This is a genomic window from Thalassospira lucentensis MCCC 1A00383 = DSM 14000 (assembly GCF_000421265.1).
In the GTDB taxonomy this organism is placed as follows: Bacteria; Pseudomonadota; Alphaproteobacteria; order Rhodospirillales; family Thalassospiraceae; genus Thalassospira; species Thalassospira lucentensis.
Map to the genome: position 1 here is coordinate 31,667 of NZ_ATWN01000008.1, position 23,425 is coordinate 55,091.

Genomic DNA, 23,425 nt, shown 5'->3' on the forward strand with positions numbered 1-23,425 from the left:
GGTTCAGCCTTTCGGGTTCTCGGCGCTCCACCACAGATCGACGGGGACGTCAGTCTGTTGCAAGATTGCGCGAACGGGCATCTCTTCGATTTCTGTGCCGTTTTTCGCGGTTTCAAAGGTCGACCATTTGGATTGTCCGGTAATATGAAGACCAATATACCGGGCGTTAAGGATGGCGGGCAACGTCATGCTGATGCGCGGGACCGGGGACACGGTCGGGCGCGCAGCGACAACCAGTTCGCCATGTTCGGGATAAAGCCCTTTGCGCAGGGCTTCGGGGGTTGAGGATGGGAAAAGTGATGCGGTATGACCGTCATCGCCCATCCCCAGATATACAATATCAAGTGGCCAATGTAGTTCGGTCCGCAAACGCGCACTGACGGTATTGACCGCGTCTTCCGGGCTGCCATCAGGTGTTTTAAGCGATACAAAGCGCGCGTGCTGGGCTTCGTTGATAAACAAATAATCGCGGACCAGTTTTTCATTGGACTGATCATCATCAAGCCCCACCCAGCGATCATCGCCAAGGGTCACGGTGACTTTGGACCAGTCCAGACGGGCGTGTGAAAGCGTTTCAAACAAGGGTTTTGGGAACCGCCCACCGGCAACTGCCATGCTGGCATGGCCGCGTGTCGCGATGGCAAATTCAAGCCGCTCGACGGTTTCCTTGATCATTGCCGCAAGCATTTCGTCGCCGCTTTGGAAAATGCGTTCGTTTATCATGTCGTCATCCCGAAATTGGGGTGTCAGTGACAGCAAAGCAAGGCGCGTTGACGATCCAACGCGCCTTTGCCAATGCCTAGAACCCGGCTTCTTCGTTCCAGGTACGTCCATCGCGTTCAATCAACGCAATGGCGGCCGATGGCCCCCACGTACCCGACGTATAGCCCTTGGGCGTGATGTGATTGTTCTGCCAAGCATCCTGAATGGCATCAACCCACTGCCAAGCAATGTCCTGTTCATCCCGGCGGACAAACAGGGTGTTATTGCCATCAATCGCATCGAGCAAAAGACGCTCATAGGCATCCGGGCTACGCCCACCAAACGCCTCGGCAAAGGACAGGTTCAAGGCGGTTGGACGCAGGCGCACAAGGCCCGGCCCCGGGTTCTTATTATTTAAAATAAGATGGATGCCGTCATCGGGTTGCAGGCGCAAAACAAGGCGGTTGGCCTGATAATTGGTCATCGATTTTGCCAGCGGGAAAATCTGATGCGGCACATCGCGGAATTGTATGACAATTTCCGAATGGCGTTTTGGCAACCGTTTGCCAGTGCGCAAATAGAACGGAACGCCCGACCAACGCCAGTTGTTCAGTTCCGCCCGGATGGCAACGAAGGTTTCTGTCGTACTGTCGACATTGGCCCCGTCTTCTTCAAGATAGCCCGGCACTTCTTTGCCACCAACCGCCCCTTTGCGGTACTGGCCGCGTACGGTGGATGTGTCGATGTTGCTGTCATTGATCGGCATAAGTGCCTTGAGAACTTTGACCTTTTCATCACGCACCGCATCCTGATCAAGGACATAGGGTGGTTCCATCGCGACAAGGCACAAAAGCTGCAACATGTGGTTTTGCACCATGTCGCGCATCGCACCAGCATCGTCATAATAGGACCAGCGGCCTTCGGCACCGACTTCTTCGCCGACCGTGATCTGCACGTGGTCAATATGCGCGCTGTTCCAAAGTGGTTCAAACATCGCATTGGCAAAGCGCAGGATCATAAGATTCTGCACCGTTTCCTTGCCAAGGTAATGGTCGATACGGAAAATCTGGTTTTCGTCGAAGACTTCACCAATCTGGCCGTTGATTTCACGGCAACTGTCAAGGTCATGACCCAGCGGCTTTTCAAGCACAACGCGGGAATTTGGCGTTACCAGACCAACCTTTTTAAGGTTAAAGGCCATATCGGCAAACAGGCCCGGACTGGTCGAGAAATAATAGACCCGGTCGCGATCAGGCTGATCGGAAAGTTTTTCGTGAAGAACTTTAAAACCGGCTTCGTCGCCGGCAGAAACCTGAACATAGGAAATACGCTGGGCGAACTTTTTCCAGATTTTCGCCTCAAACTCGCCTTCGGGGACGAACTTTTTACCGGCTTCTTCAAGTTTGGCCCGGAAATCTTCGTCGCTATGTTCGCTGCGCGATGCGCCAAAGATACGGGTGTCATCATCGAAACGCCCGGTCCGTTCCATTTCGTAAAGTGCGGGGAAAAGTTTGCGTAGTGCCAGATCTCCGGTCCCACCGAATATCACGATATCAGCAATACGATGTTTAAGCCTTTGTCTCATTCTGCCCTTAGCCTTCCAACGTTTCCTCCCCGTCGTCTAGGTGGGATCCCGGACTTTTGACAATCCGGGCAGACGATCGGGACACGGTAGTTACCGTGAAAACAGCACCGGATTGCCGGTTCTGTGCGTGTATTTACCAACCTGACACCATAGGGAAATTTTCCACTTAATGGCGCATGGCCGGTTTTGTATGAGTAATCAAACACAGCAAACTTCTGACACTCTGGTTGGCAGTGTCAGGCGTCGCCAGAATGTTTGACCACCTTATTTAGGCCAACAGCCATGCTGCGTCCTGATCAGCAAGGGTGCGATGTTCCGGTCTTTGAGCCCACTGTTACACGATCTATGAGGGCAAGACCACTGCGTTCAAGCCCCCGAAAGACGGCTTTACCGAAATCCGGTTTAACCGTAACAGTTTGTTGCAAAACAATCCGAACATTCGCCGAAACACACCCCATTTTAGGCCAGTCTGCGTATCCTGCAACAATTTGATTTTATACAAATTGAATCGGTTTAAATCAGCGCCCTTTTGATCCGTCAGGCGATCCCATAAAACCGACAACCGATTGATGATCCATCACACGATATCGCAATTATGCGGGTATTTCATCCGGGTTAAATGTACGTTTTTATGACACCTTGCGATCTTCTCCGTGTGATCATGGATGGACATAGCAGGGCCGGAAATAGAGTGAGAACACCAGCAAGAACATCCTGCGCCTGATGTCTTTTATTAAAGACTCGCGCAAACACGAGGTTTCCTGCGGCTCTTGTTCAACCCAACTCACTTGATCACCCTTGAATGTTATCATTTCTCATTAAAAATGAGAACATTTGAGAACACTGTTTTTTGACTATAATTCAAATACTTAAATAGATTAATTCGCATTTGTTCCAATTTTGTTCTTGCAGGAACAAAATCAGAACGCTATGGTCCTTGCAGACAGATTGAGGAGGACAAACCATGCTGAAACTGATCGAGAACCCGACCCGCTTGAACGAGCTTTGCAGCACTGTTGCTGTGGTTGGAAGTACAGGATTTTTTCTGTTCGTCATCGGGCTTGGCATGGCGCAAACCCTGCGCAGTCTGATCTGATAAAAAATCCCCATTGAAATTTACGAGGCCCGGACGATTGTCCACCAAGGGCACCTGACCGGCAGGCTACCCCGCACCCTGTCCCGCCTGCCGGTCAGACTTCCCCCATGCCCTTGCTCCCTTATGCATTCGTTCTTTTGGGCTTCGTTATCTCCGCACTTTAATCCGCACTGAACTATTATACTGGCGCTGCTGTTTTCCCTACGGCAGCGCCCTTTCTTTGTTTAGGGCAATGACATCGTAAAAAATGTGCGGTCTCACTGGCTTAAGGCCATTTTTGGGACGTGCATGCAGCACCGGGCGACGATTCTAAAACGTCTAAAATATACGGCCCCAAAAGCGACATTTCCCCCATACCTCTGATAAAACTATTATTGCAACGCAACAACTTACGCTGCATCGCAATATTTCACTCGACATCGGCGTGAATTTTCTGTTGAATCAGAACGTAAAAACACTATTTGGAATATCATCATACTTTATGGCTATTGTGTAAAACCTGTACTGCCGTAGGCTACATCACGATTTTAAGGTTTTCTGCCGTCTGGGGATAAGCTGCTTTGGCGCTGCCCCGTTACCGCAAACGACAGATGCCATGGTACTTTGCCGCACGTGACTGCACGTCTTACAAAACGCCTGTGCGTGACAAAAAACAGGACGAAAAGCCGTAACCAGGACGGTGACACCCGGGCCCTTGGGCCCCTGTCACCCGGGAGTGAGAATATATGCTGTACCACCTTTATGAATTGCAGCACGCCACGATAAGTCCGCTGCGTATGGCCGTCGATGCCAACAAAAAATGGCTGCGCAATCCGGCCAATCCGCTTTCCTATACCCAGCCGGGTCGGGCCGTAGCGGCAGCGTGCGACATGTTCACCCACATTACCCATCGTTATGGCAAACCGGAATTTGGTTTGGATACCACAACGGTTGACGGTCAGACCGTGGCTGTCACCGAAGAAATCGTCCATAGCGAAGCCTTCTGTGATCTTTTGCATTTCAAACGCGAAACCGGTCATTTGAAAACCCAGCCCGACGATCCGCGTTTGTTGATTGTCGCACCGCTGTCAGGGCATTTTTCAACCTTGCTGCGTGGCACGGTTGAGGCATTGCTGCCTGATCATGATGTCTATATTACCGACTGGATTGATGCCCGCACGGTTGCGGTCCATCAGGGTCACTTTGATCTTGATACCTATATCGATTATCTTATGCGGTTCCTGCGCAAGCTTGGCCCGAATACCCATGTGATGGCGGTTTGCCAGCCATCGGTTCCGGTGATGGCCGCAGCATCCTTGATGGCGGCAGGAAACGAGGATTGTCAGCCAGCGTCAATGACGCTGATGGGCGGCCCGGTGGATACCCGCGAAAACCCGACCGAAGTGAACAAATTTGCTGAGCAGCATGATCTTGAATGGTTTGAACGCCATGTCATTTCACATGTGCCGCTGCCCAATGCCGGTGTCATGCGCCGGGTCTATCCGGGCTTTATGCAGCTGGCAGGCTTCATGGCGATGAACTGGGACCGCCACGTTTCAGCCCATCACGACATGTTCTTGCATCTGGTCGAAGGTGACGGCGAAAGTGCCGATGCCAAGCGCAACTTCTATCACGAATATCTTGCTGTCATGGATATGACAGCCGAGTTTTACCTTCAGACGCTTAAGGTCGTTTTCCATGAACATAACCTGCCCAACGGCACCATGCAGTGGCAGGGGGTTCCGGTTGATCCATCGGCGATTACCAAGACCGCGCTTTTGACGGTCGAGGGCGAACGCGATGACATTACCGGCATGGGCCAAACCCGTGCGGCGCATAAACTGTGCACCAACCTGCCCGACAACATGCGTATGCATCACATGCAGCAGGGTGTCGGCCATTACGGTGTGTTTAACGGTCGTCGCTGGCGCGAACAGATCAGCCCGCGGATCAAGGAATTCATCCGTCTCCACGATCATGAGGGCAAAGGCGCACGCAGCGCCCCCAACGTCACCCATATCAACGCCGCTGAATAAGTCCTTTAAGCGCGTTTAGAACCAATTGATAAAGCCGCCCGAACGCCTTACTGGCCGGGCGGCTTTTTCTGTTCTGGGGCCTTTAAGCAACATAGCGTGGCTGAATACGACCATTGACGATTTCACCGCCAAACGTCCCGTCGCCATAGCCATATTGTTCGACCGGATGCAGCGTATCGACAAGGTGTTGATAAACAGCCGCAGCAGATGCTTCCCATGCACTGATCGCGCCGATCACCACCGGGTAGGCTCCCCCGTCAAGCAATCCAATTGCAGTATCAATGTCGGCATTGGTGACAGCATTTGTGTCATCGCGAAGCGTTAAGTGAACGCCGATCACCTGATCATCCTTGATCGCCATGATCCCGATGCAGGATGTGAAGGCCGTAAACATGATCTCGTCGGCCTTACCCCATTCACGTTCGGCAATGGCTTCGGTATCGGTGGCTTGGGTAAAGATATATGGCATTGGGATTTCCTTGATTTCAAATGAAACAAACACCCCGTTGAGACGGCATTCCACCTAGGATGTGAAAATTGCTGTTTTATTCTAAACGTGGCTCTAAACACTTCGTAAACGGGCACTTTCACGTTAAAACCAAAAGAACGATCCACACAAAACACCACGGAACAACGGAGAAATCGATGGCGCGTGTGTTAACGCTGTTTGCCCATCCTCGGCAGGACCGCTCGGAAATCAATTGGCCCATGTTCGAAGCAGCCCAAACTGTTGAGGGGGTAACCTGCGTTGATCTCTATGCGCGCTATCCGAGCTTCGAGATTAACATCGCCCGCGAACAGTCCAGCCTTTTGGACCATGACGTCATCATCTTCCAGCATCCGCTTTATTGGTATTCCGCCCCGGCCATCATCAAGGAATGGATGGACCTTGTGCTCGAATATGATTTTGCCTATGGCGCCGAGGGGACTGCACTCAGCGGAAAAGTGATGTTTAATGCCGTTTCGTGCGGAACAGCACGCAGCGCCTATACAGTCAAAGGCGGTCATATTGCCGAACTTCGGACCTTGTTGATGCCGTTCGAGCGCACAGCAGATCTATGCAACATGCGGTATCTGGCCCCCTATGCCACCTTCAGTGCCGGGTCTTTGCGCGCCGAAAACCGTGTAAAGGAAACAGTGTCGCAGTGGCACAGTTTCCTGACGGCCTTAACACAGGATCGCATTGATCTTGATGCTGCGGCCAACGCATTAACCCTGACCGACCATCCCGACAGCTTTTTCATTGGGGAGAATGCATGATGGAAATTCTTTCGCATGCTTTTGTCTATCTGGTCGCAGCCGTTGTTGCCGTGCCACTTGCCCAGCGCCTTGGTCTGGGGTCGGTGCTTGGCTATTTGATTGCCGGGGTCGTGATTGGTCCGATCCTTGGCATTGTTGGAAATGAAACCGCAGACCTTCAGCATTTTGCCGAATTTGGCGTTGTCATGATGCTGTTTCTTGTCGGGCTGGAACTGCGCCCGGCGATGCTGTGGTCAATGCGCGGCCAGTTGATCGGGCTTGGTGGATTGCAGGTTACGCTGACAACTGCCGTTATCGCGGCGGGCTGTATGGCGTTTGGCCTTTCGTGGCAATCGGGTATTGCCATCGGCATGGTGCTTGCGCTGTCATCGACTGCCATTGTGCTGCAATCGCTTAATGAAAAAGGCTGGCTTGGCACGGTCGGCGGCAAAAGCGCCTTCTCGGTTCTGCTGACACAGGATGTCGCGGTGATCCCGATGCTGGCGTTGCTGCCGTTGCTGGCCGTTGAAACACTGAGCCCATCGGGCGATGATCCCACCGCGCACGGCGCAATGTTGCTTGATCTTGTGCCCGACTGGGCGCAACCGCTTGTGATCATTGCGGCAATTGCCACGATCATCATTGGCGGGCGGTATCTTATTCGCCCGATGTTTCGCTTTATCGCCCACTCGCGCCTGCGGGAGGTTTTTACCGCCGCGGCCCTTTTGCTGGTGATTGGCATTGCACTATTTATGACGGCCATCGGACTGAGCCCGGCACTGGGGACGTTTCTGGCTGGTGTGGTTTTATCCGACAGCGAATACCGCCACGAACTTGAAAACGATATCGAACCGTTCAAGGGATTACTGCTTGGCCTGTTTTTCCTGACAGTCGGGGCCGGGATTGATTTTGGTTTGCTGTTTGATCAACCGATCATACTGATCGGCTTGGCGTTTGGTGTGATGATCATCAAGGCCGGTATCCTGTTTGCCATTGCCAGCATCTTTGGCCTGCGCGGTGCGGACCGATTGTTGTTTGCCGTCGGGTTGGCGCAGGCGGGTGAATTTGCCTTTGTGTTGTTTGGCATGGCATCGGGCATGGGTGTTTTGCCGGTTGATCTGATCGGCAAAATGACACTGGTCGTGGCACTTACCATGATCCTGACCCCGGCGGCCTTTATCCTGTATGAGCGGGTTTTAGCCCCGCGCATGGTCAAAACCAACAGCCGGGAGGCCGATACCATTGAAACGCCGGGATCGGTTGTGATTGCGGGTCTTGGCCGGTTTGGGCAGATCGTCACCCGCCTTCTTGCCACCAATGGCCATGATGTGGTGGTGCTTGATCATGATCCCGAAGTGGTCGAAAACCTGAGCCGGGTCGGGTTTCGCGCCTATTACGGCGATGCCACCCGGCCTGATCTTTTGCACACCACCGGCATTGAAGATGCCCGATTGTTTGTTGCCGCGATTGATAACCGCGACAAACTGACCGCCTTGGTCGAACATGTTGCCAAACACTATCCCAAGGTCCGGATTTTGGCGCGCGCACATGACCGACATCATGTCTATGAGCTTGAAAAGGCCGGGGCACATTGCGTGCAGCGCGAAACCTTTGACAGTGCGCTTAACCTTGGCCGTGATGCGTTGATTGAACTCGGCCTGCATCCGTTCCGGGCCGAACGTAAAAAGCAGGCGTTCCGGGCACATGATTTTGAAACACTGGAAAAATTGCGCGAACGCTGGAACGAACATGGGGTGGATAAGGGATATATCGACACCATGCGGTCCCAGAACGAGACCCTGTTTGAGCTTATGCGTGATGAACGCGATGAGAAAACCCACGGCGACCGGCATTGGACCCCGCCCCCCTGCGCCAATCCCGATCCGTAAATCAGATTGGGCAAAACCAATAGTGCAGCGCCTGCGTAAGATTCCAAGCACCATCACCGCAGGAGCCTGACCATGACTGACGTGCCAGAACTTGACAGCTTTGCCACCCCATCAATTGCTGTGGTGATTGGTGCCACGGGCGGGATTGGGCAGGCCTTTATGGCACAACTTCAGAAAAGCGACCGGTTTTCGCATGTTGTCGGTTTTTCGCGCACGACCGATCCGGCACTTGATTTCACCAAGCCGGACGGCATTGCGGCGTGCGTTCAGCACCTTCGCACGCTTTCGGGGGATGTTCGGCTGATCATTGATGCCACGGGGTATCTGCATGATGACACCCATCAGCCGGAAAAATCACTGCGCCACATTGATGCGGACTATATGGCCAAGCAGTTTTTGATCAATGCGATTGGTCCGGCGTTGCTGATGAAGCATTTCTGCCCGCTTTTGCCCCGTGATGGCAAATCGGTGTTTGCCACCCTGTCGGCCAAGGTCGGCAGCATCAGTGATAACCGCATGGGGGGCTGGTACGGCTATCGCGCAGCCAAGGCCGCCCTTAATCAACTGGTGAAATGTAGCGCGATTGAAATTGGTCGTAGCAAACATGATGCGGTCTGTGTCGCCCTGCATCCCGGCACGGTCGATACCGGGCTTTCCGGGCCGTTTGCCAAGTCCGGACTGAAAGTACAGACACCGACTGAGGCGGCAACCAACATGTTGCGTGTGATTGACGGGCTGAGTGCCAAACAGTCAGGTGGCTTTTATGCCTATGACGGCGAAAACCTGCCGTGGTGATCAAGCGTTAGTCGAAGATTTTCGCCAATTGGGCATGCTGTAGCAGGATCACAGTTTTGGCGTCCCGAATGCGACCATCGGCCACCATGGCAAGGGCGTCTTCAAACGGGGTTTCGAGAACGTGGATATCCTCGCCCTCCTCATGAAGGCCGCCACCCTTGCTGGTTTGATGTTCCTTGGTGACTTCGGCCATGAACAGATGCAGCCGTTCGGTTACTGAGCCTGGGCTCGTGAAAAGGTCAAACAGCTTTTGCGGTTTGCCGATTTTATAGCCGGTTTCTTCCTGTACTTCGGCAATCACGGCCGCCGCCGGATCGCGGTCATCAAGTAAACCTGCCGGGACTTCGATCAGCATGCCGTCTTGGGTGCCATTTACAAATGATGGCAGACGAAATTGCCGGGTCAGGATCACGGTGCGATCCGCACGGTTATACAGCAAAATCCCCGCCCCATTGCCCCGGTCATAGGCTTCGCGTTGCTGTCGTTGCCATTCACCATTTTGGCGGCGCAGATCAAACGTCACGCGATAAAGACGATACCAGTTATCCGACAGACATTCGATGTCCTCGATCCGGATCGCGTCATGGGTGGGCAACTGCCATCCTTTGGGAACGTCAACCATTGCGACAGTCTCCTAGCGGTTTAAAAACGCCGATAACGTCAAAAGAACCGCATCAGGTTTTTCGGCATGGACCCAGTGGCCTGCGCCCTTGATGCTGGTAAAGGCCGCCTTGGGAAACAGCGACTTAATGTGATCGCGGTCCTTGGGGTCGACATAATGCGAATTGGCCCCGGAAATGAACAAGACATCGCCGTCATATTGATCAGCAAGATCGCTTTGCGGCCAGCCGGTGATGTCGGATAAATGATCGGCCATGGCATCGATATTGACTTGCCACGCCATTTTGCCGGTTTCCTTGTCGGTCGTGACACTTTGGGCCAGAAACTGACGCACGCCTTTTTCGGCAATCCCCGATGATAATGCGTCTTCGACCTCGGCCCGGCGCGACACAGCATCGAAATCAACGCCGCGCATGGCGGTAATATAGTCGGTATAATCATGGTCATAGACCACAGGGGCGATATCCACGACCACAAGGTCGGACACCAAACCGGCATCTTTGGCATTTTGCGATAACGCCAAAACCATGGAGGCCTTACCGCCCATCGAATGGCCAACCAGATGCACCGGTGTGTCAGAGACATCCTTGATCAGTGCGGCCAGATCGTCGGCCATGGCGGGGTATGTCATGTCCATATCCCAGCCCGACCGTCCGTGATTGCGCAAATCGACCGTCACCACATGGTATTTTTCCGCCAGACGTCGGGCAATCGCCGTCCAGTTGCGCGCCTGCCCGAACAGACCATGGACAATTACAATGGTTCCATTGTCGCGGTTTTCTTCGCCAAAGGCGTAATGGGCAAGCTGCATGGGCTGATGTCTCCGGGCTATGCGTGATCTGTCTCATTCATAACCGCAAGGTTCGCCAAGGTGAAGCCCACATACGAAAACACCCCCGCATGGGAGGAATGCGGAGGTGTTTTTCAAGGTACGGAATGAACCGCACCGGAATTCTATATCGCGCTTACATTAAGCGCCGGCAGCAACGCCACCATGCGGTTTACGGTTTGCACCGAACAGCGCGCCGATCTTGCGTACAAGGGCAACAAACATCTGCTGCATCGCTTGTGCACGCAGACGTTCTGCTTCGCGTTCGATAGCAACCAGGTCATAATCACGATAGGCTTTCATGGCCGTATCCTTTCAAAAGCATCACGCGCTATTCGCGCTTGGGTTTCGCGTTTCATTTCGTTGAACCCGATGTACGCCTGTTTGTTGATCCCTACGAGAAGAGTTTTCTCAGCTCACCCATGCATTTGACGCATATCATGAAACATTATCGACACATTTTCATCATGCGTCTGACGCATGATTGTCTCATGACAAATAACATGCTCGATTTGCTGCATTTTTCCCACGCCATCCAGTGAAGGCTGCGGAACAAACTTGTTAAAGTTCCAAATTACCCCGGCCTTCAAAGGTCTCATGGCCTGTAAGCGCAGAAGAAAACGACAAGGATAGTGCTTTGCGGCATACGGTTTTTTGGCAACAGGTGCTAAAAACCGACCAGATATTCTACTGGAGTCCTTCTACACAATTTTGCATGGCTTGGTTCGGGCATAAAAAACGGCAATAGCATCCTCTGCTATTGCCGTTTTGCGATCTTTAAGATCGACCCTGCTGGTCAACCCGACCGATATTGGGAAATTTCATTCTCAACCGATGGCGTAGTTTAGGTATTTGGGTTCCAGATATTCTTCGAGTCCCCAATGTCCGCCCTCGCGGCCCTGTCCACTTTCCTTAACCCCGCCAAACGGTGCGCCTTCGTGGCTGGTGGTGCCGTCATTGATCCCGACGACCCCTGCTTCGAGGCGATCAGCAATCCGTTGAATACGTCCGACATCCCGGCTGTAGACATATGACGACAGTCCCGTGCGCACCCGGTTGGCAAGGGTGATTGCCTCATCCTCGGTCTCAAACCGGTAAATTGGCGCAACCGGCGCAAACAGTTCCTCGTCAAAGCAATCGGCATCAAGCGGCACGTCTGTCATCACCAAGGGCCGGGTGAAGTGACCATCCGCAGGAAGCTCTGCCCCGTAGTGCAGAGTCGCCCCGGCCTTTTGAGCATTTTGCACCAGCCGTTCGACCTTTGCCACCGCCTGACGGTTGATCAACGGGCCAAGCTCCATCCCCGGGATAAAGCCATTGCCGATGGTCTGGGCATTGCTTGCGGCAATGAACTTTTCAACAAAGGCATCATAGACGCCGTCCTGAACAAAGATGCGATTGGCACAGACACAGGTTTGGCCGCTGTTCCGGAATTTCGAAATCATTGCCCCGGCGACCGCAACATCAATGTCGGCATCATCCATCACGATGAACGGCGCATTGCCACCAAGTTCGAGCGACAGCTTTTTCATGGTGGGTGCACATTGCGCCATGAGGCGTTTGCCAACCTCGGTCGAACCGGTAAAGGATAACATGCGCACCCGTTCATCGCCGGTCAGGGCCTCGCCAATCGGTTGGGGCAAGCCGGTCACAACGTTAAAGACCCCGGGCGGGAATCCTGCCTGCTCCGCAAGTTTGGCCGCGGCCAATGCTGAAAGCGGGGTATCTTCGGCCGGTTTGACAACGACGGTACATCCCGCGGCCAGTGCCGGGGCACATTTGCGCACCACCATGGTCAGCGGGAAATTCCACGGCGTGATGGCGGCAACGACCCCCACCGCGTGTTTTTGAACCACAACCCGACGATCCCGTTGGGTGGCGGGCATGGTTTGGCCATAGGCGCGCTTGGCTTCTTCGCTGTACCATTCGGCATAGGCGATGGCACCGACGACTTCGCGCATTGCCTGATCATAGGGTTTGCCCTGTTCAAGCGTAATCAGGGATGCCAGTTCTTCCTGATGGGTTTCAAGCAGGTCGCGCCAGCGGCGCAATATCGCCGCCCGGTCCTTTGCCAGCCGGGTTGACCATACTGGGAACGCCTCATACGCCGCATCAATTGCCCGGCGCGCTTCGGATGTGCGCATGAACGGAACACCGCCAATCACATCGCCCTTGGCCGGATCAATCACATCAAGCTTTTCCCGGCTGTCTGCTTCGCGCCACTCCCCATTGATATAGGCACGGGTCAAATCCCAATCACGGATGACAGCACGTGCGCGTGCGCGGCCTTCGCGAATGGCGGTTTCGTTGGCATTCGACAGGGCACCAGTGGTGGCGTTGGGGGCGACAGAAGACATTCGGGGCAGTTCCTTTGAACGCACGCGTTGAAAAAAGTCGTCGATTTCACGCGCTTGTGATTCCGGTTTTTGGGGCACAACTGGGACACTAAGCCGACCGGCAGTCCAGAAGCAACAAGATGCTTGCTTTATAGATAACAATAGAAGGCCTGTCTGGTGATCAGAGAGACATGCAAAACCAACGTAGAGAGAACCCTATGAAGCACCTTGTTACTGCAGGCCTGCTCGGCGCGATGATCGCGGCAGGGTCCGTTATGCCGATGGCAGCCAACGCTGACGAGATGATGGATAACGAAACCGTTGAAACCCGGAAAATGTTGATGGATGGCATTGGCGGCGCGATGGGCACACTTGGCTGCTATTTAAAGGGACAGTGCGACCTTCCCGATCCGGTCGTGCGCAACCTTGCAAATGGTATCGCCTTTGCCGCCACGGCAGCACCAAATGCGTTTGAGCCCAAAACCATGGATGCATCGGTCAAAACCACGGCAGATGAAAAAATCTGGTCTGACTGGGATGGCTTTGCCAACCGGTTCCCCGAGCTTAAGAAAGCTGCATTGGCAATGGCATCTGTTGCCGGTGACAAAGCGGCCATGGGGGCAGCCATGGGTGACCTTGGCAAAAACTGCAAAGGCTGCCACGACGAATACCGCACGAAATAAGAAAAGTTAGGCTCCCCCTCCTTGGGCGAGCACCCCGGTCAGTAATTTCATCTCCCTCTGCTGTCCCCCAACAGCATCAAGGAAATTCTGACCGGGGAATTTTTTCGATGGCGACCTTCGGCTCAGCCAGATGCCTTGGATGATTAAAAATGCAAGGTCATGGTGATGTCCTGATCATGGTCGCCAAAACCGCGCCCAAAGATATTGACCCCACCGGGGTTCTCAGCATTTTCATCGACGCCAATCCTGAAGCGGACCGAGTGATGGTCCATAATTTCAAGCGTATTGATGGTCTGTGCGGAAATCTTTTTCCCATCGACCCAAGTGCCGTTTTCATCAATGACCCACGTCTTGAGTTGCCCGTACTGGGATCCTTCAAGTTTCCACCAGCCAGGTGAATATAGCCCACGTCGATCCCCAAAATCACCCGGTGATGTCCATGTGCCAACATTGAACCCGTTAATCCAGACGGAAATGTCCGATGGCCATTCGCTGTTGGTTTCAGGCGTTTCAGAACTCAGCTCAGCGGTAATTTCCAGTCGTTTGGGCTGCCGTCCGGTCACCATCGCGTTGTTGGGAAACTTGTATTCAACATGGCCGCGGGTAAACCAAAGAAGGGCTGCCTGCATGCGTTGGGGATCAAGGAAAACATTGGGCACATCAAGAACACCCACAACCCGTTCGACCGAACACATGCCGCAAGGTGCACCGACATCAAATTCGGTAAACAGACCAATCGGCATGCTGACAACAACCCGGTCATTATCCGAAGTGTTCTTGTCATCATCAAACCGAATATAGATTTCCCCATAGGCCGCCGAGCAAATCTTTTGATTGCCCTTTTTGGCCTTCATCGTCTGGGTTTCAACCAAGCCCGCCTTTTCAAGCGTCTTGATGTTGGTTGCCACAGTAGATTGCGGCAAACCCATCTTCTCGGCGATTTCATTGACGTTCTGCGGGCCATTTTTACGCAAAAGATACAGGATATCAATCCGTGTCTTGGATGCCAGCCCCTGAACGATATCTGCATCCTTGACCGGATCGACCGTCAGTAATTTTGTCTGCATGACTTTTTATCGTTCCCTGAAGGTTTCCCTACGCCCTGCCCTTAAAGCATTTTGGCATAAACCTAACCCTTGATACCAGATGACAACATGATTGCCTGTGTCACGCGGCGCTGAAAAATAAGATAGGCAATTGCAACCGGCATGGCCGCCATGACGGCGATTGCCATGTCACGCGCATATTTCACGCCAAAGGCATCACCGACCTGTGTAATCCCGACCGTAATTGTCATCATTTCCTCGGACGTGATGACCAAAAACGGCCACAGGAAATTATTCCAGGCCATGATAAAGGTGATGATCGACAGAGCCGCGGTAATCCCCCAATTCAAGGGCAGGTAAAGCTTGAACAGGATCTGAAACTCGCTGCAACCGTCAAGCTTGGCCGCTTCGCGCAATTCACGCGGTACGGAATCAAAGAACTGCTTATAGACAATCACCACCACGGGAATGATCACTTGGGGCAGGATAATCCCGGCCCAACTATCGACCATGCCGAACTTGTGCATCAGGATGAACTGCGACACGACAAGCGCCTGTGATGGCACCATGAAACTTGCCAGCACAATCAGGAACAAAGCCCGACGCCCCGGGAAGACGATCTGCGACAGCGCATAGCCACACATCATGCTGATCATGATGACGACAACCGTAATCAGCACAGATGTGCCAATCGAGTTTATGTACCACCGCACGATGTTGGTTTCGAGCAACGCCCAAACGTAAGAGGAAATATCAATCGTTTCAGGAAGAAAAATTGTTCCTGCGACAACATCGGCTTCGGGTTTGATCGATGTCACAATCGCCCAATAAAGCGGAAACGCCCAGGCACAGGCCGCAATGACCGTAAAGGTGAGCAACAGGATATTACCGGTTTTCATGTTTCCCATCACGATTTCCCCCGCGCTTTAAGCAGCTGATATTGCAAGACCGATACAATAACGATCAAAACAAACAATGCGACCGCCACGGCGGATGCATAGCCGCCCTGATTGCGACCAAATGCCTCGCGGTAGACGAGTTGAAGCAGCACATAAGTCGAATTAAACGGCCCCCCCTGTGTCATCAGGTAAATCTGATCAAAAATCTTGAGCTGCAAGATCAGTTGCAATGTCAAAACCAGTGCCGTTACGGGCCAGAGCAACGGCCAGGTGATACGGCGGAATTGCTGGAAACGGCTTGCGCCGTCCAACGAGGCGGCTTCGTAGTAGTCTTGCGGAATGTTGCGAAGGGCAGAAATGAACAAAAGAACGTTAAACCCATTGGTCCACCAGATGGTAACCAGCGCCACCATCGGCATGGCCCATAAGGGATCACGGAACACACTGATGCGTTTTCCCGTCACAGCTTCAATAAGCGGCTGTGCGACGCCAAATTGTTGATCAAGAACCCACTGCCAAATCTGGGTCACCACAGTCACCGGAAGGATATAGGGCATGAAAAACAGGATCAGGATACCGGCCTGAACCATGCCGTTCAGCCGCACAATCATCATCGCTATGCCAAGACCGATCAGGGTGTTGGGCACGACCGTCAAGCCAACGAAATAAAGCGTGTTATACACCGACGTATAGAACAACTTGTGCTGGAACATCCGGACATAGTTTTCAAGTCCCACCCAATCGCCTTCTCCAATCAAAGGAGCGTCGGTGAAACTCATCGCGAACATTTTATAGACCGGATAGGCAAACACCACGAGATAGCACAGAACAAACGGTGCGATCAGCAGGATTGCCGTCAGTGTTTTGTTATTCTTGGACTTTGGCCGCATCGGTAGCCACCCCATCTCGAAACTTCTAGCATTACAGAAACTCATCGTTGAAAAACGATGGCCGGCAGTAGGGAGGCATGCCGACCATCGATCCTCACGCGTGATCAGTTCATATTCGCGTTTTTCAATTCATCGCGAACCATTTCAAGTGCCTCTTCTGGGTCAAGCTGCCCGTTCAATGCTGGTACAATGAAGTTCTGGGTCGCCTCATAGATCGGCCCTGCAACACCTGCGATGGGTGATTGCGGATCAAAGACCGCCGTATCAGCCAGCGAGGAATAGGTCGCATTCGGCTCCATTTCCTTAAACTCCGTGCTTTGTGCCACGGGTTTGTATGCCGGAATGTGACCAGCTTCGGCCCATGCCAGACTATGGTCATTCAGCCATGCAATGATCTCAAGCACGGCTTTTACCTTTTCCGGGGAAACCGGGTTTTCTTCGCTGTTGGGAATGGCAAAAGCGTGTGAGTCAGCCCAGGTTGCCGGTTTGCCCATCAATACCGGGATTTGTACGGCACCCCATTCAAAGCCGAGATCACCGCTTGCGGCGAGATCCTTCATTGTCGGAACTTCCCATACACCATTGATGTGCATAGCAGCCCGCCCGGAGGTGAACAGCGCAATCGATGCTTCGTATGAAATCAGTTCCGGTGAATATCCCGACGAAACCCAGTTGGTCATGGCTTTGAGCGCTTCGAGCCCCTCGTCACCAGGCAGGATTTCATCGCCGTCCATGAACTTGCCGCCTTGCTGGGACAGCAGCGTATAGAAGACGCGCCACATTGAACCGCCTTCATCGGTATGCAGCGACAGCGGAATTTCCGAACCGGATTCTTTGAGCTTTGCAAGGGCGGCGTTGAAGTTTTCGAGCCCTTCAAGTCCTTTGGGCTTGCCATCATCACCTAGCAACCCAGCCTTTGCCAGTGCATCCTTGTTGTAATAAAGGACGATGGAATGAATATCGAACGGGATGCCATAAAGCTTGTCATCGACTTTTGCCGCATCGATACTTGATTCGAAATAATCATCTGCGGACAAACCGGCCTCGGACAGCTCGTCGTCGGTGATCGGGCGCAAGACACCTTGTGGCACCGCAAGCGGGAAGCGCGACAGGGCATAAGTCATGATATCGGGCTGTTGACCGACTGCCGTTGCGGTTTGAACTTTGGTATAGAACGGTGTACCCCATTCCAGCGTCGTTGCATTGATCTGAATATCGGGGTGGGTTTCGTTGAATTCCTTGATCAGGGCCTTCATACGGACCCCGTCCCCGCCTGCAAGAAAGTCCCACCACGTAATATCGGTTTTGGCAGAGGCGCTAAAAGCACTGCCGAACAATACCGCAGCGGAAAGTGCTGCCTTGATAGCTGTTTTCACGACGTTTCCTCCTTGATAACCGGCATTTGGGCCGGTTGGTTTGAGCCCGTATCACGGTTGTATTTTTTTATGTTTCCGGATTTTATGTTTCCGGACCGGGCATACTCTTTCGGGCTGGCCTAACGCAGGCGTGCCCCATCGGCATCGAACACGAAAAGATCACGCACAGGTAACGTGACCTGCAGGTCTTCCTGATCAACGCGGTTGCGTTCCGAACGACGTTCGATGGTGACGCGAACACCGTCCTTGGTCTGGGTATGGATGTAACTGACCCCACCCAGTTCTTCGGTAAATTCGGGCTTGAGAAATACGGTCGGTCCGACCGTCTCATCATGTTCAAGTCCGATGTTTTCGGGGCGAATGCCAACTGTGACCGCATCACCTGCGTTAAGTGTTGCCGATCCACATGTGATATCGAATGTCGTGTTTGGGGCATCATCAAGCGTTATGGTGATCTTGCCATCTACGCGGGGTTCATTGACGATCCCCTTTAGGAAGTTCATTTTCGGCGAACCGATGAAGCCCGCGACGAACTGATTATCGGGATTGTCATAAAGATCGAGTGGCGAGCCGATCTGTTGCACTGAACCGGATTTAAGCACCACGATCTTATCGGCCAATGTCATGGCTTCGACCTGATCATGGGTCACATAGATCATCGTCGCCCCGATTTGATTGTGCAGGCGTGCGATTTCCATACGCATCTGAACACGCAGTTCGGCATCCAGATTGGAAAGCGGTTCGTCAAACAGGAAAACTTTTGGTTGCCGCACAATCGCCCGACCAATTGCAACACGCTGACGCTGCCCGCCCGAAAGCTGCGATGGTTTCCGGTCAAGATGGTCTTCAAGCTGAAGAATACGTGCAGCCTCATCGACCTTTTGCTTTATTTCGTCTTTGGGGCGGCGCGCGATCTGCATGCTAAACGCCATGTTATCAAAGACGCTCAGATGCGGATAAAGCGCATAAGACTGAAACACCATTGAAACGCCGCGCTTGGCCGCTTCGAGATGGGTGACATCGGCGCCTTCGATGTCGATTGTGCCGCCTGTGGTTTCCTCCAGCCCGGCAATCATTCGCAACAATGTGGATTTGCCACATCCCGACGGCCCGACAAAGACTACGAACTCACCCTGCTCGACCTTGATATTGACGTCATGAATGACATTGATCGGGCCATAGGCCTTTTTTATATTACTGAGCGAAACACCCGACATTTCCACTGTCCTCCCGGAAAACTGTTCCCAATGCAGTCTGGACCAGCCCGCATAAATCGGGCCGGTCACAGCACATCAGGCCGATGCATCAACGGAAATGCGGATCAGGTGATAGGACAGTGGTTTGAGCGTTCCAACCAGCTTGCCATCTTGAAGGGCAACGCCACTGCCTTTCTTGGGCGTCACGGTTGCGGGCGCATCAATCGTATTGCGGTCGTCAAGCTTAAAGCCCGCTAGCTCGGAGTGTTCGATCACGGATGCTGCACCAAACCCTTCAAGGGCCATATCAAGCGTTAAGTCATCGTCTAAATGGCGGTTGATCAGGAAGATATTAAGCGATTTTCCGTCCTCTGCCAGCACGGCCGAGGTATCAAGATATGGCACATCCTGAGACACATCACAGTCATAGGTCGGTCCATCAACACTGACATTAAGTGCCGTTCCGCGGCCGTATTTTGACGCAAATTGCAGTGGATAGTAGATCGTCTGTGCCCATGCCGGTCCGCCTTCGCGGGTCAGGATCGGTGCAATCACATTCACAAGTTGGGCCATGCAGGCAATCTTGACGCGATCAGCGCGACGGATAAAGACGTTGAGAAGGCTGGCAACCAAAAGAGCATCTTCAAAATTATAGACTTCTTCCAGCAGTGCCGGGGCGACCGGCCAGTCCCACTCTTTGATGCGCTGATCATCTTCCTTGCGGTTGTGATACCAGACATTCCATTCATCAAAGCAGATTTTGACGTCCTTTTTCGACCGCTTCTTGGCTTTGATATAATCAATCACGCCACCGATGGTCAGGATGTAACGATCCAGCTCCATCGCGCGGCCGAAATAGTTCAACGTGTCCTGTTCCTCATTGCCAAAATACTTGTGCAACGAGATGTAATCGACACTGTCATAGCTTTCTTCAAGTACCGTGGCTTCCCATTCTGGATAGCTTGCCATCTTGTCATTTGATGAGCCGCAAACCACGGTTTCCAAGCTTTGGTCGAAATATTTAAACGCCTTGGAAACTTCGTTCGCCAAATGGCCGTAATCGCGCGCGGTCTTGTGACCAACCTGCCAAGGGCCATCCATTTCATTGCCCAGACACCAGATGCGCACATCATGTGGATCGGCATAGCCGTGCGATTTGCGCAAATCCGACCAATAGGTTCCGCCCGGGTGATTACAATATTCAAGGAAGTTGCGCGCATCTTCCAGCCCACGTGACCCAAGGTTCATCGCCAGCATCATCTCGGTACTGGCGAGCTTGGACCAATCGGCGAATTCATTCACGCCCATCTGGTTGGTTTCACGGGTTCGCCATGCCAGATCAAGACGCGTAGGACGTTCGTCACGCGGTCCAATGCCATCTTCCCAGTTATAGGCCGAAACAAAGTTCCCACCGGGATAGCGTACAATCGGCACATCCAGACCACGGACCAGTTCCAGCGTATCCTGACGGAACCCGTTTTTATCCGCCGTTTCATGACCGGGTTCGTAAACGCCCGTGTATACAGCACGCCCCATATGTTCGAGAAACGAGCCATATACCCGCTTATCGACCGTTGCGATTGTGAAGTCCTTATGGATTGTAGCGCGTGCCCGCATGGCTGTTTCCTCACCTGTGTTTTGTTCTTTGGTGAGGTCAGACTAGGAAAGTGATTTTTTCACATCAAGTATTTTGTTTTATATCACAATTACGGGTACAAAAAATCCGGTATATATCCGTTTTTTGGTTTTCTTTAGTTTGAAGTATCCGTTCGGCAAGTCAGTAACTTACCGCATTGCAACACATTTTCAGATTAGTATGATGATATGATAAAATATTTTACCCACTTCGGGCAAGGGTTACAATTCCCCAGACAATAACACCACAAATAGCAAGAATCGCGATTCCCAGAACCGGTGATTTAAACCGGATGGTCTGGAAAGACGTTGCCAGTTCTGCTGGAACTTTCCGCGCGCCCGTCACCATGGCACCGATCAGGTTTTCGCGTTTGACGACAAGATAGAACAGGGCGGCAAAAACATGCAGGCCAACAGCAACGTAAATCAGATTGATATTGGTGTGATGGATCCAGTTCATGATGCGTGCAACATCGGAACTGGCATAGGCCACAAGCGGCCCGTCAAAGAACAGGAAGGTATCCTCGCTGGCAAAAAGCCCACTGACCGCCTGAATACCGACCAGCACCAACAAAACCACCACCATCCAGCCCCCGGCCGGATTGTGTCCGGCATAGGTTAATTCCGCGACAGAGCCTTTGGGCACCTTCGATGCATAGTCCAGAACCCGTTTTGGTCCGGTCAAGAAAGATGAAAACCGTGCGTTTGAGCTGCCGACAAACCCCCAGATGATCCGAAACAGCACCAGCGCAAGGATGGTGTATCCAGCAATCGCATGAAGATCGATCATCACCTGTTGGTTGGTCCACCACGACGTTACGATGGCGGCGACAAGCGCCCAATGGAACAACCGCACCGGAAAGTCCCAAAGCTTGACCTTTTTTTGCCCGGACTTTTCAGCGAACTTTTCGCCTGACTTGTCATCGGTTATCGGCTCAGCCATACGATCCCCTTTTCACGTACCAGCATTCAATTGGGTTCAGCCCCTAGTCATAATGCCGCGTTCCGCCCTGATGAAAAGTTCAAATCGAAGATTTCCCTTCAAAAACATTAAAAAATTCGACCTAAAGTCATTCTTCAATTGAAAATCATTATCACAAGCAGTATCAATTGGATGGAAGCATAGGGATCGAAGCACATATTTGGCCGTGTAATTGTTTTATTGTGCACGTCATATGTGTCTTTGCGGTCCCCGGGGCTTTGCCCTTGGCTCACCTTTCAGGGATAGATGGGAACTCCGATGAAAATCGCTAAAATTCTGGGGACGGCCGTACTGGTTTCGACCCTTGGTGCGCAGGCTTATGCTGCACCGGCCGCAAAAGACGTTTTGACCACCTATGCCGACATTGCACATGCCGGTTATGAAGACTCGGTCATCACCGCACAGAAATTGCAAACCGCCGTTAACACACTGATTGCCGATCCGTCCGCAACCAGTTTTGATGCTGCAAAATCGGCTTGGTTGGCAGCACGCGCCCCTTACCAGCAGACCGAAGTGTATCGTTTTGGCAATGCCATCGTTGATGACTGGGAAGGTAAAGTAAACGCATGGCCGCTTGACGAAGGTCTGATCGACTATGTCGAAACCGACCTTTACGGCGAAGAAAGCGAAGAAAACCCGGCCTATGCCGCCAATGTCATCGCCAATCCGAGCCTGTCGATTTCTGGCGAGACGATTGATGCATCGATCATTGATACCGGCCTGATCGAAAGCCTGCATGAGATTGACGACGTCGAAAGCAACGTTGCAACCGGCTATCACGCGATTGAATTCCTGCTTTGGGGTCAGGACCTTTATGGTACCGACGCCGGCAACGGGGACCGTGAATGGACCGATTATGCCAAGGGTGACGACTGCACCAATGGCAATTGCGACCGTCGTGGTGCGTACCTTAAAGCCGCAACCGATCTGATGGTATCCGATCTTGAATGGATGACCGCACAGTGGGTTGATGGCGGAGAAGCACGTGCAGCCGTTCTTGAAGGCGACGGCGTTCCGGGCCTGACCGCAATGGTCACCGGCATGGGATCGCTTTCGTACGGTGAGTTGGGCGGCGAGCGCACCAAACTTGGTCTGTTGCTCCATGATCCGGAAGAAGAGCATGATTGCTTCTCTGACAACACCCATAACAGCCACTATTACGACGCGCTGGGCATCCAGAACGTTTACCTTGGCCGTTACACCCGCGTTGACGGATCCGTTGTCGAAGGTGCGTCGCTTTCCGATCTGGTCGCTGCCAATGACGCGGCACTTGATACCGAACTTCGCGGCAAACTCGCAAGCTCGGTTCTGGCGGGTAAAGCTATGGTCACCCGTGCAGAAGGCGGTGAAGCATTTGATCAGCTGATCGCCATGGGCAATGATGATGGCAATGCTGTTGTTCAGACCTTTGTTGATGCATTGGTCGATCAGACCAAATCAATCGAACAGATCATTGCGGCAGTTGGCATTGATGGTATCGAGTTCGAAGGCTCCGACAGCCTCGACAATCCGACGGCTGTCAACTAAGCCTGATGTCCTGATACCTGCCTTTTACGGCACCAAGCGGCGGGGGAATGATTTCTCCCGCCGCTTTGCTTTGTATAAGAACAA

21 protein-coding genes are annotated in these 23,425 nt (G+C 52.7%); 7 read left to right on the top strand and 14 right to left on the bottom strand.

Annotation, left to right across the window (positions count from 1 at the left end; all coding sequences use genetic code 11):
* Window positions 1-3: 3 nt before the first annotated feature.
* Together pgl and zwf are read right to left on the bottom strand one after the other, a co-directional pair.
* Window positions 4-723, bottom strand: a complete 720-nt coding sequence (gene pgl, locus K355_RS0116055) for a 6-phosphogluconolactonase (protein ID WP_022733174.1) — start codon at window positions 721-723, stop codon at window positions 4-6.
* A 76-nt stretch (window positions 724-799) separates the two neighbouring features.
* Window positions 800-2,287, bottom strand: a complete 1,488-nt coding sequence (zwf, locus tag K355_RS0116060) for a glucose-6-phosphate dehydrogenase (RefSeq protein ID WP_022733175.1) — start codon at window positions 2,285-2,287, stop codon at window positions 800-802.
* Window positions 2,288-3,251: 964 nt separating this feature from the next.
* On the opposite strand from zwf, the gene K355_RS26190 reads away from it, so the two are divergent.
* Window positions 3,252-3,383 carry a hypothetical protein gene (locus tag K355_RS26190; protein ID WP_022733176.1) on the top strand — a complete coding sequence of 44 codons (132 nt, stop codon included), beginning with the start codon at window positions 3,252-3,254 and terminating at the stop codon, window positions 3,381-3,383.
* Window positions 3,384-4,108: 725 nt separating this feature from the next.
* Window positions 4,109-5,398 (top strand): polyhydroxyalkanoate depolymerase, encoded by a 1,290-nt coding sequence (locus K355_RS0116070; RefSeq protein WP_022733177.1) that lies wholly within the window; start codon window positions 4,109-4,111, stop codon window positions 5,396-5,398.
* Window positions 5,399-5,480: 82 nt separating this feature from the next.
* On the opposite strand, the gene K355_RS0116075 is transcribed toward K355_RS0116070, so the two are convergent.
* Window positions 5,481-5,867: a hypothetical protein gene (locus K355_RS0116075; RefSeq protein WP_022733178.1), complete on the bottom strand. Its 387-nt coding sequence runs from the start codon at window positions 5,865-5,867 to the stop codon at window positions 5,481-5,483.
* Between the two features lie 176 nt (window positions 5,868-6,043).
* Here K355_RS0116075 and K355_RS0116080 point away from each other — a divergent pair, with 176 nt between their 5' ends.
* The 3 genes from K355_RS0116080 to K355_RS0116090 all read left to right on the top strand — a co-directional run bounded on the left by K355_RS0116080 (window position 6,044) and on the right by K355_RS0116090 (window position 9,321).
* On the top strand, window positions 6,044-6,658 hold the full coding sequence (locus K355_RS0116080) for an NAD(P)H-dependent oxidoreductase (RefSeq protein ID WP_022733179.1): 615 nt from the start codon (window positions 6,044-6,046) through the stop codon (window positions 6,656-6,658).
* Entirely contained in the window at window positions 6,655-8,526 is a 1,872-nt protein-coding gene (locus K355_RS0116085) for a monovalent cation:proton antiporter-2 (CPA2) family protein (protein WP_022733180.1), read from the top strand. Before K355_RS0116080 ends, K355_RS0116085 begins: the two co-directional genes overlap by 4 nt.
* A 72-nt stretch (window positions 8,527-8,598) precedes the next feature.
* Window positions 8,599-9,321 carry an SDR family oxidoreductase gene (locus K355_RS0116090; RefSeq protein WP_022733181.1) on the top strand — a complete coding sequence of 241 codons (723 nt, stop codon included), beginning with the start codon at window positions 8,599-8,601 and terminating at the stop codon, window positions 9,319-9,321.
* A 7-nt stretch (window positions 9,322-9,328) separates the two neighbouring features.
* On the opposite strand, the gene K355_RS0116095 is transcribed toward K355_RS0116090, so the two are convergent.
* From K355_RS0116095 to K355_RS0116115, 4 genes are all read right to left on the bottom strand, one after another.
* On the bottom strand, window positions 9,329-9,943 hold the full coding sequence (locus K355_RS0116095; RefSeq protein ID WP_022733182.1) for an NUDIX domain-containing protein: 615 nt from the start codon (window positions 9,941-9,943) through the stop codon (window positions 9,329-9,331).
* A 12-nt stretch (window positions 9,944-9,955) separates the two neighbouring features.
* Window positions 9,956-10,753 carry an alpha/beta fold hydrolase gene (locus K355_RS0116100; RefSeq protein WP_022733183.1) on the bottom strand — a complete coding sequence of 266 codons (798 nt, stop codon included), beginning with the start codon at window positions 10,751-10,753 and terminating at the stop codon, window positions 9,956-9,958.
* A gap of 159 nt (window positions 10,754-10,912) precedes the next feature.
* Window positions 10,913-11,074 (bottom strand): RSP_7527 family protein, encoded by a 162-nt coding sequence (locus K355_RS25585; protein WP_022733184.1) that lies wholly within the window; start codon window positions 11,072-11,074, stop codon window positions 10,913-10,915.
* 524 nt (window positions 11,075-11,598) lie between these two features.
* Complete coding sequence (locus tag K355_RS0116115) at window positions 11,599-13,128, bottom strand: NAD-dependent succinate-semialdehyde dehydrogenase (protein ID WP_022733186.1); 1,530 nt, start codon at window positions 13,126-13,128, stop codon at window positions 11,599-11,601.
* Between the two features lie 197 nt (window positions 13,129-13,325).
* On the opposite strand from K355_RS0116115, the gene K355_RS0116120 reads away from it, so the two are divergent.
* Entirely contained in the window at window positions 13,326-13,790 is a 465-nt protein-coding gene (locus tag K355_RS0116120) for a c-type cytochrome (RefSeq protein ID WP_022733187.1), read from the top strand.
* A 143-nt stretch (window positions 13,791-13,933) separates the two neighbouring features.
* On the opposite strand, the gene K355_RS0116125 is transcribed toward K355_RS0116120, so the two are convergent.
* The 7 genes from K355_RS0116125 to K355_RS24175 all read right to left on the bottom strand — a co-directional run bounded on the left by K355_RS0116125 (window position 13,934) and on the right by K355_RS24175 (window position 21,775).
* Entirely contained in the window at window positions 13,934-14,857 is a 924-nt protein-coding gene (locus K355_RS0116125) for an ArsR/SmtB family transcription factor (protein WP_022733188.1), read from the bottom strand.
* 62 nt (window positions 14,858-14,919) lie between these two features.
* Window positions 14,920-15,744 carry a carbohydrate ABC transporter permease gene (locus tag K355_RS0116130; RefSeq protein ID WP_022733189.1) on the bottom strand — a complete coding sequence of 275 codons (825 nt, stop codon included), beginning with the start codon at window positions 15,742-15,744 and terminating at the stop codon, window positions 14,920-14,922.
* Window positions 15,744-16,640 carry a carbohydrate ABC transporter permease gene (locus K355_RS0116135; RefSeq protein WP_022733190.1) on the bottom strand — a complete coding sequence of 299 codons (897 nt, stop codon included), beginning with the start codon at window positions 16,638-16,640 and terminating at the stop codon, window positions 15,744-15,746. Before K355_RS0116135 ends, K355_RS0116130 begins: the two co-directional genes overlap by 1 nt.
* A gap of 89 nt (window positions 16,641-16,729) precedes the next feature.
* Window positions 16,730-18,001, bottom strand: a complete 1,272-nt coding sequence (locus tag K355_RS0116140) for an ABC transporter substrate-binding protein (RefSeq protein WP_022733191.1) — start codon at window positions 17,999-18,001, stop codon at window positions 16,730-16,732.
* 119 nt (window positions 18,002-18,120) lie between these two features.
* Window positions 18,121-19,218: an ABC transporter ATP-binding protein gene (locus K355_RS0116145; RefSeq protein WP_022733192.1), complete on the bottom strand. Its 1,098-nt coding sequence runs from the start codon at window positions 19,216-19,218 to the stop codon at window positions 18,121-18,123.
* A 75-nt stretch (window positions 19,219-19,293) separates the two neighbouring features.
* Window positions 19,294-20,814, bottom strand: coding sequence for an arabinosylfuranosidase ArfA (gene arfA, locus K355_RS0116150; RefSeq protein WP_022733193.1), 1,521 nt, complete (start codon window positions 20,812-20,814; stop codon window positions 19,294-19,296).
* A gap of 220 nt (window positions 20,815-21,034) precedes the next feature.
* The gene (locus tag K355_RS24175) at window positions 21,035-21,775 is read right to left on the bottom strand and encodes a cytochrome b/b6 domain-containing protein (protein ID WP_022733194.1); all 741 of its coding nucleotides are present in this window, start codon (window positions 21,773-21,775) and stop codon (window positions 21,035-21,037) included.
* 297 nt (window positions 21,776-22,072) lie between these two features.
* On the opposite strand from K355_RS24175, the gene K355_RS0116160 reads away from it, so the two are divergent.
* Window positions 22,073-23,341 carry an imelysin family protein gene (locus tag K355_RS0116160; RefSeq protein WP_022733195.1) on the top strand — a complete coding sequence of 423 codons (1,269 nt, stop codon included), beginning with the start codon at window positions 22,073-22,075 and terminating at the stop codon, window positions 23,339-23,341.
* The last annotated feature ends 84 nt before the right edge of the window (window positions 23,342-23,425 follow it).

What these genes read in the sequence shown, in the direction of transcription:
- K355_RS0116070 (WP_022733177.1), top strand. Translation starts at nt 4,109, where the DNA reads ATGCTGTACCACCTTTATGAATTGCAGCACGCCACGATAAGTCCGCTG.
- K355_RS0116145 (WP_022733192.1), bottom strand. Translation starts at nt 19,218, where the DNA reads ATGTCGGGTGTTTCGCTCAGTAATATAAAAAAGGCCTATGGCCCGATC.
- pgl (WP_022733174.1), bottom strand. Translation starts at nt 723, where the DNA reads ATGATAAACGAACGCATTTTCCAAAGCGGCGACGAAATGCTTGCGGCA.
- K355_RS0116135 (WP_022733190.1), bottom strand. Translation starts at nt 16,640, where the DNA reads ATGGGGTGGCTACCGATGCGGCCAAAGTCCAAGAATAACAAAACACTG.
- K355_RS0116100 (WP_022733183.1), bottom strand. Translation starts at nt 10,753, where the DNA reads ATGCAGCTTGCCCATTACGCCTTTGGCGAAGAAAACCGCGACAATGGA.
- K355_RS24175 (WP_022733194.1), bottom strand. Translation starts at nt 21,775, where the DNA reads ATGGCTGAGCCGATAACCGATGACAAGTCAGGCGAAAAGTTCGCTGAA.
- K355_RS0116085 (WP_022733180.1), top strand. Translation starts at nt 6,655, where the DNA reads ATGATGGAAATTCTTTCGCATGCTTTTGTCTATCTGGTCGCAGCCGTT.
- K355_RS0116125 (WP_022733188.1), bottom strand. Translation starts at nt 14,857, where the DNA reads ATGCAGACAAAATTACTGACGGTCGATCCGGTCAAGGATGCAGATATC.
- K355_RS0116095 (WP_022733182.1), bottom strand. Translation starts at nt 9,943, where the DNA reads ATGGTTGACGTTCCCAAAGGATGGCAGTTGCCCACCCATGACGCGATC.
- zwf (WP_022733175.1), bottom strand. Translation starts at nt 2,287, where the DNA reads ATGAGACAAAGGCTTAAACATCGTATTGCTGATATCGTGATATTCGGT.
- K355_RS0116080 (WP_022733179.1), top strand. Translation starts at nt 6,044, where the DNA reads ATGGCGCGTGTGTTAACGCTGTTTGCCCATCCTCGGCAGGACCGCTCG.
- arfA (WP_022733193.1), bottom strand. Translation starts at nt 20,814, where the DNA reads ATGCGGGCACGCGCTACAATCCATAAGGACTTCACAATCGCAACGGTC.
- K355_RS26190 (WP_022733176.1), top strand. Translation starts at nt 3,252, where the DNA reads ATGCTGAAACTGATCGAGAACCCGACCCGCTTGAACGAGCTTTGCAGC.
- K355_RS25585 (WP_022733184.1), bottom strand. Translation starts at nt 11,074, where the DNA reads ATGAAAGCCTATCGTGATTATGACCTGGTTGCTATCGAACGCGAAGCA.
- K355_RS0116160 (WP_022733195.1), top strand. Translation starts at nt 22,073, where the DNA reads ATGAAAATCGCTAAAATTCTGGGGACGGCCGTACTGGTTTCGACCCTT.
- K355_RS0116120 (WP_022733187.1), top strand. Translation starts at nt 13,326, where the DNA reads ATGAAGCACCTTGTTACTGCAGGCCTGCTCGGCGCGATGATCGCGGCA.
- K355_RS0116075 (WP_022733178.1), bottom strand. Translation starts at nt 5,867, where the DNA reads ATGCCATATATCTTTACCCAAGCCACCGATACCGAAGCCATTGCCGAA.
- K355_RS0116115 (WP_022733186.1), bottom strand. Translation starts at nt 13,128, where the DNA reads ATGTCTTCTGTCGCCCCCAACGCCACCACTGGTGCCCTGTCGAATGCC.
- K355_RS0116090 (WP_022733181.1), top strand. Translation starts at nt 8,599, where the DNA reads ATGACTGACGTGCCAGAACTTGACAGCTTTGCCACCCCATCAATTGCT.
- K355_RS0116130 (WP_022733189.1), bottom strand. Translation starts at nt 15,744, where the DNA reads ATGGGAAACATGAAAACCGGTAATATCCTGTTGCTCACCTTTACGGTC.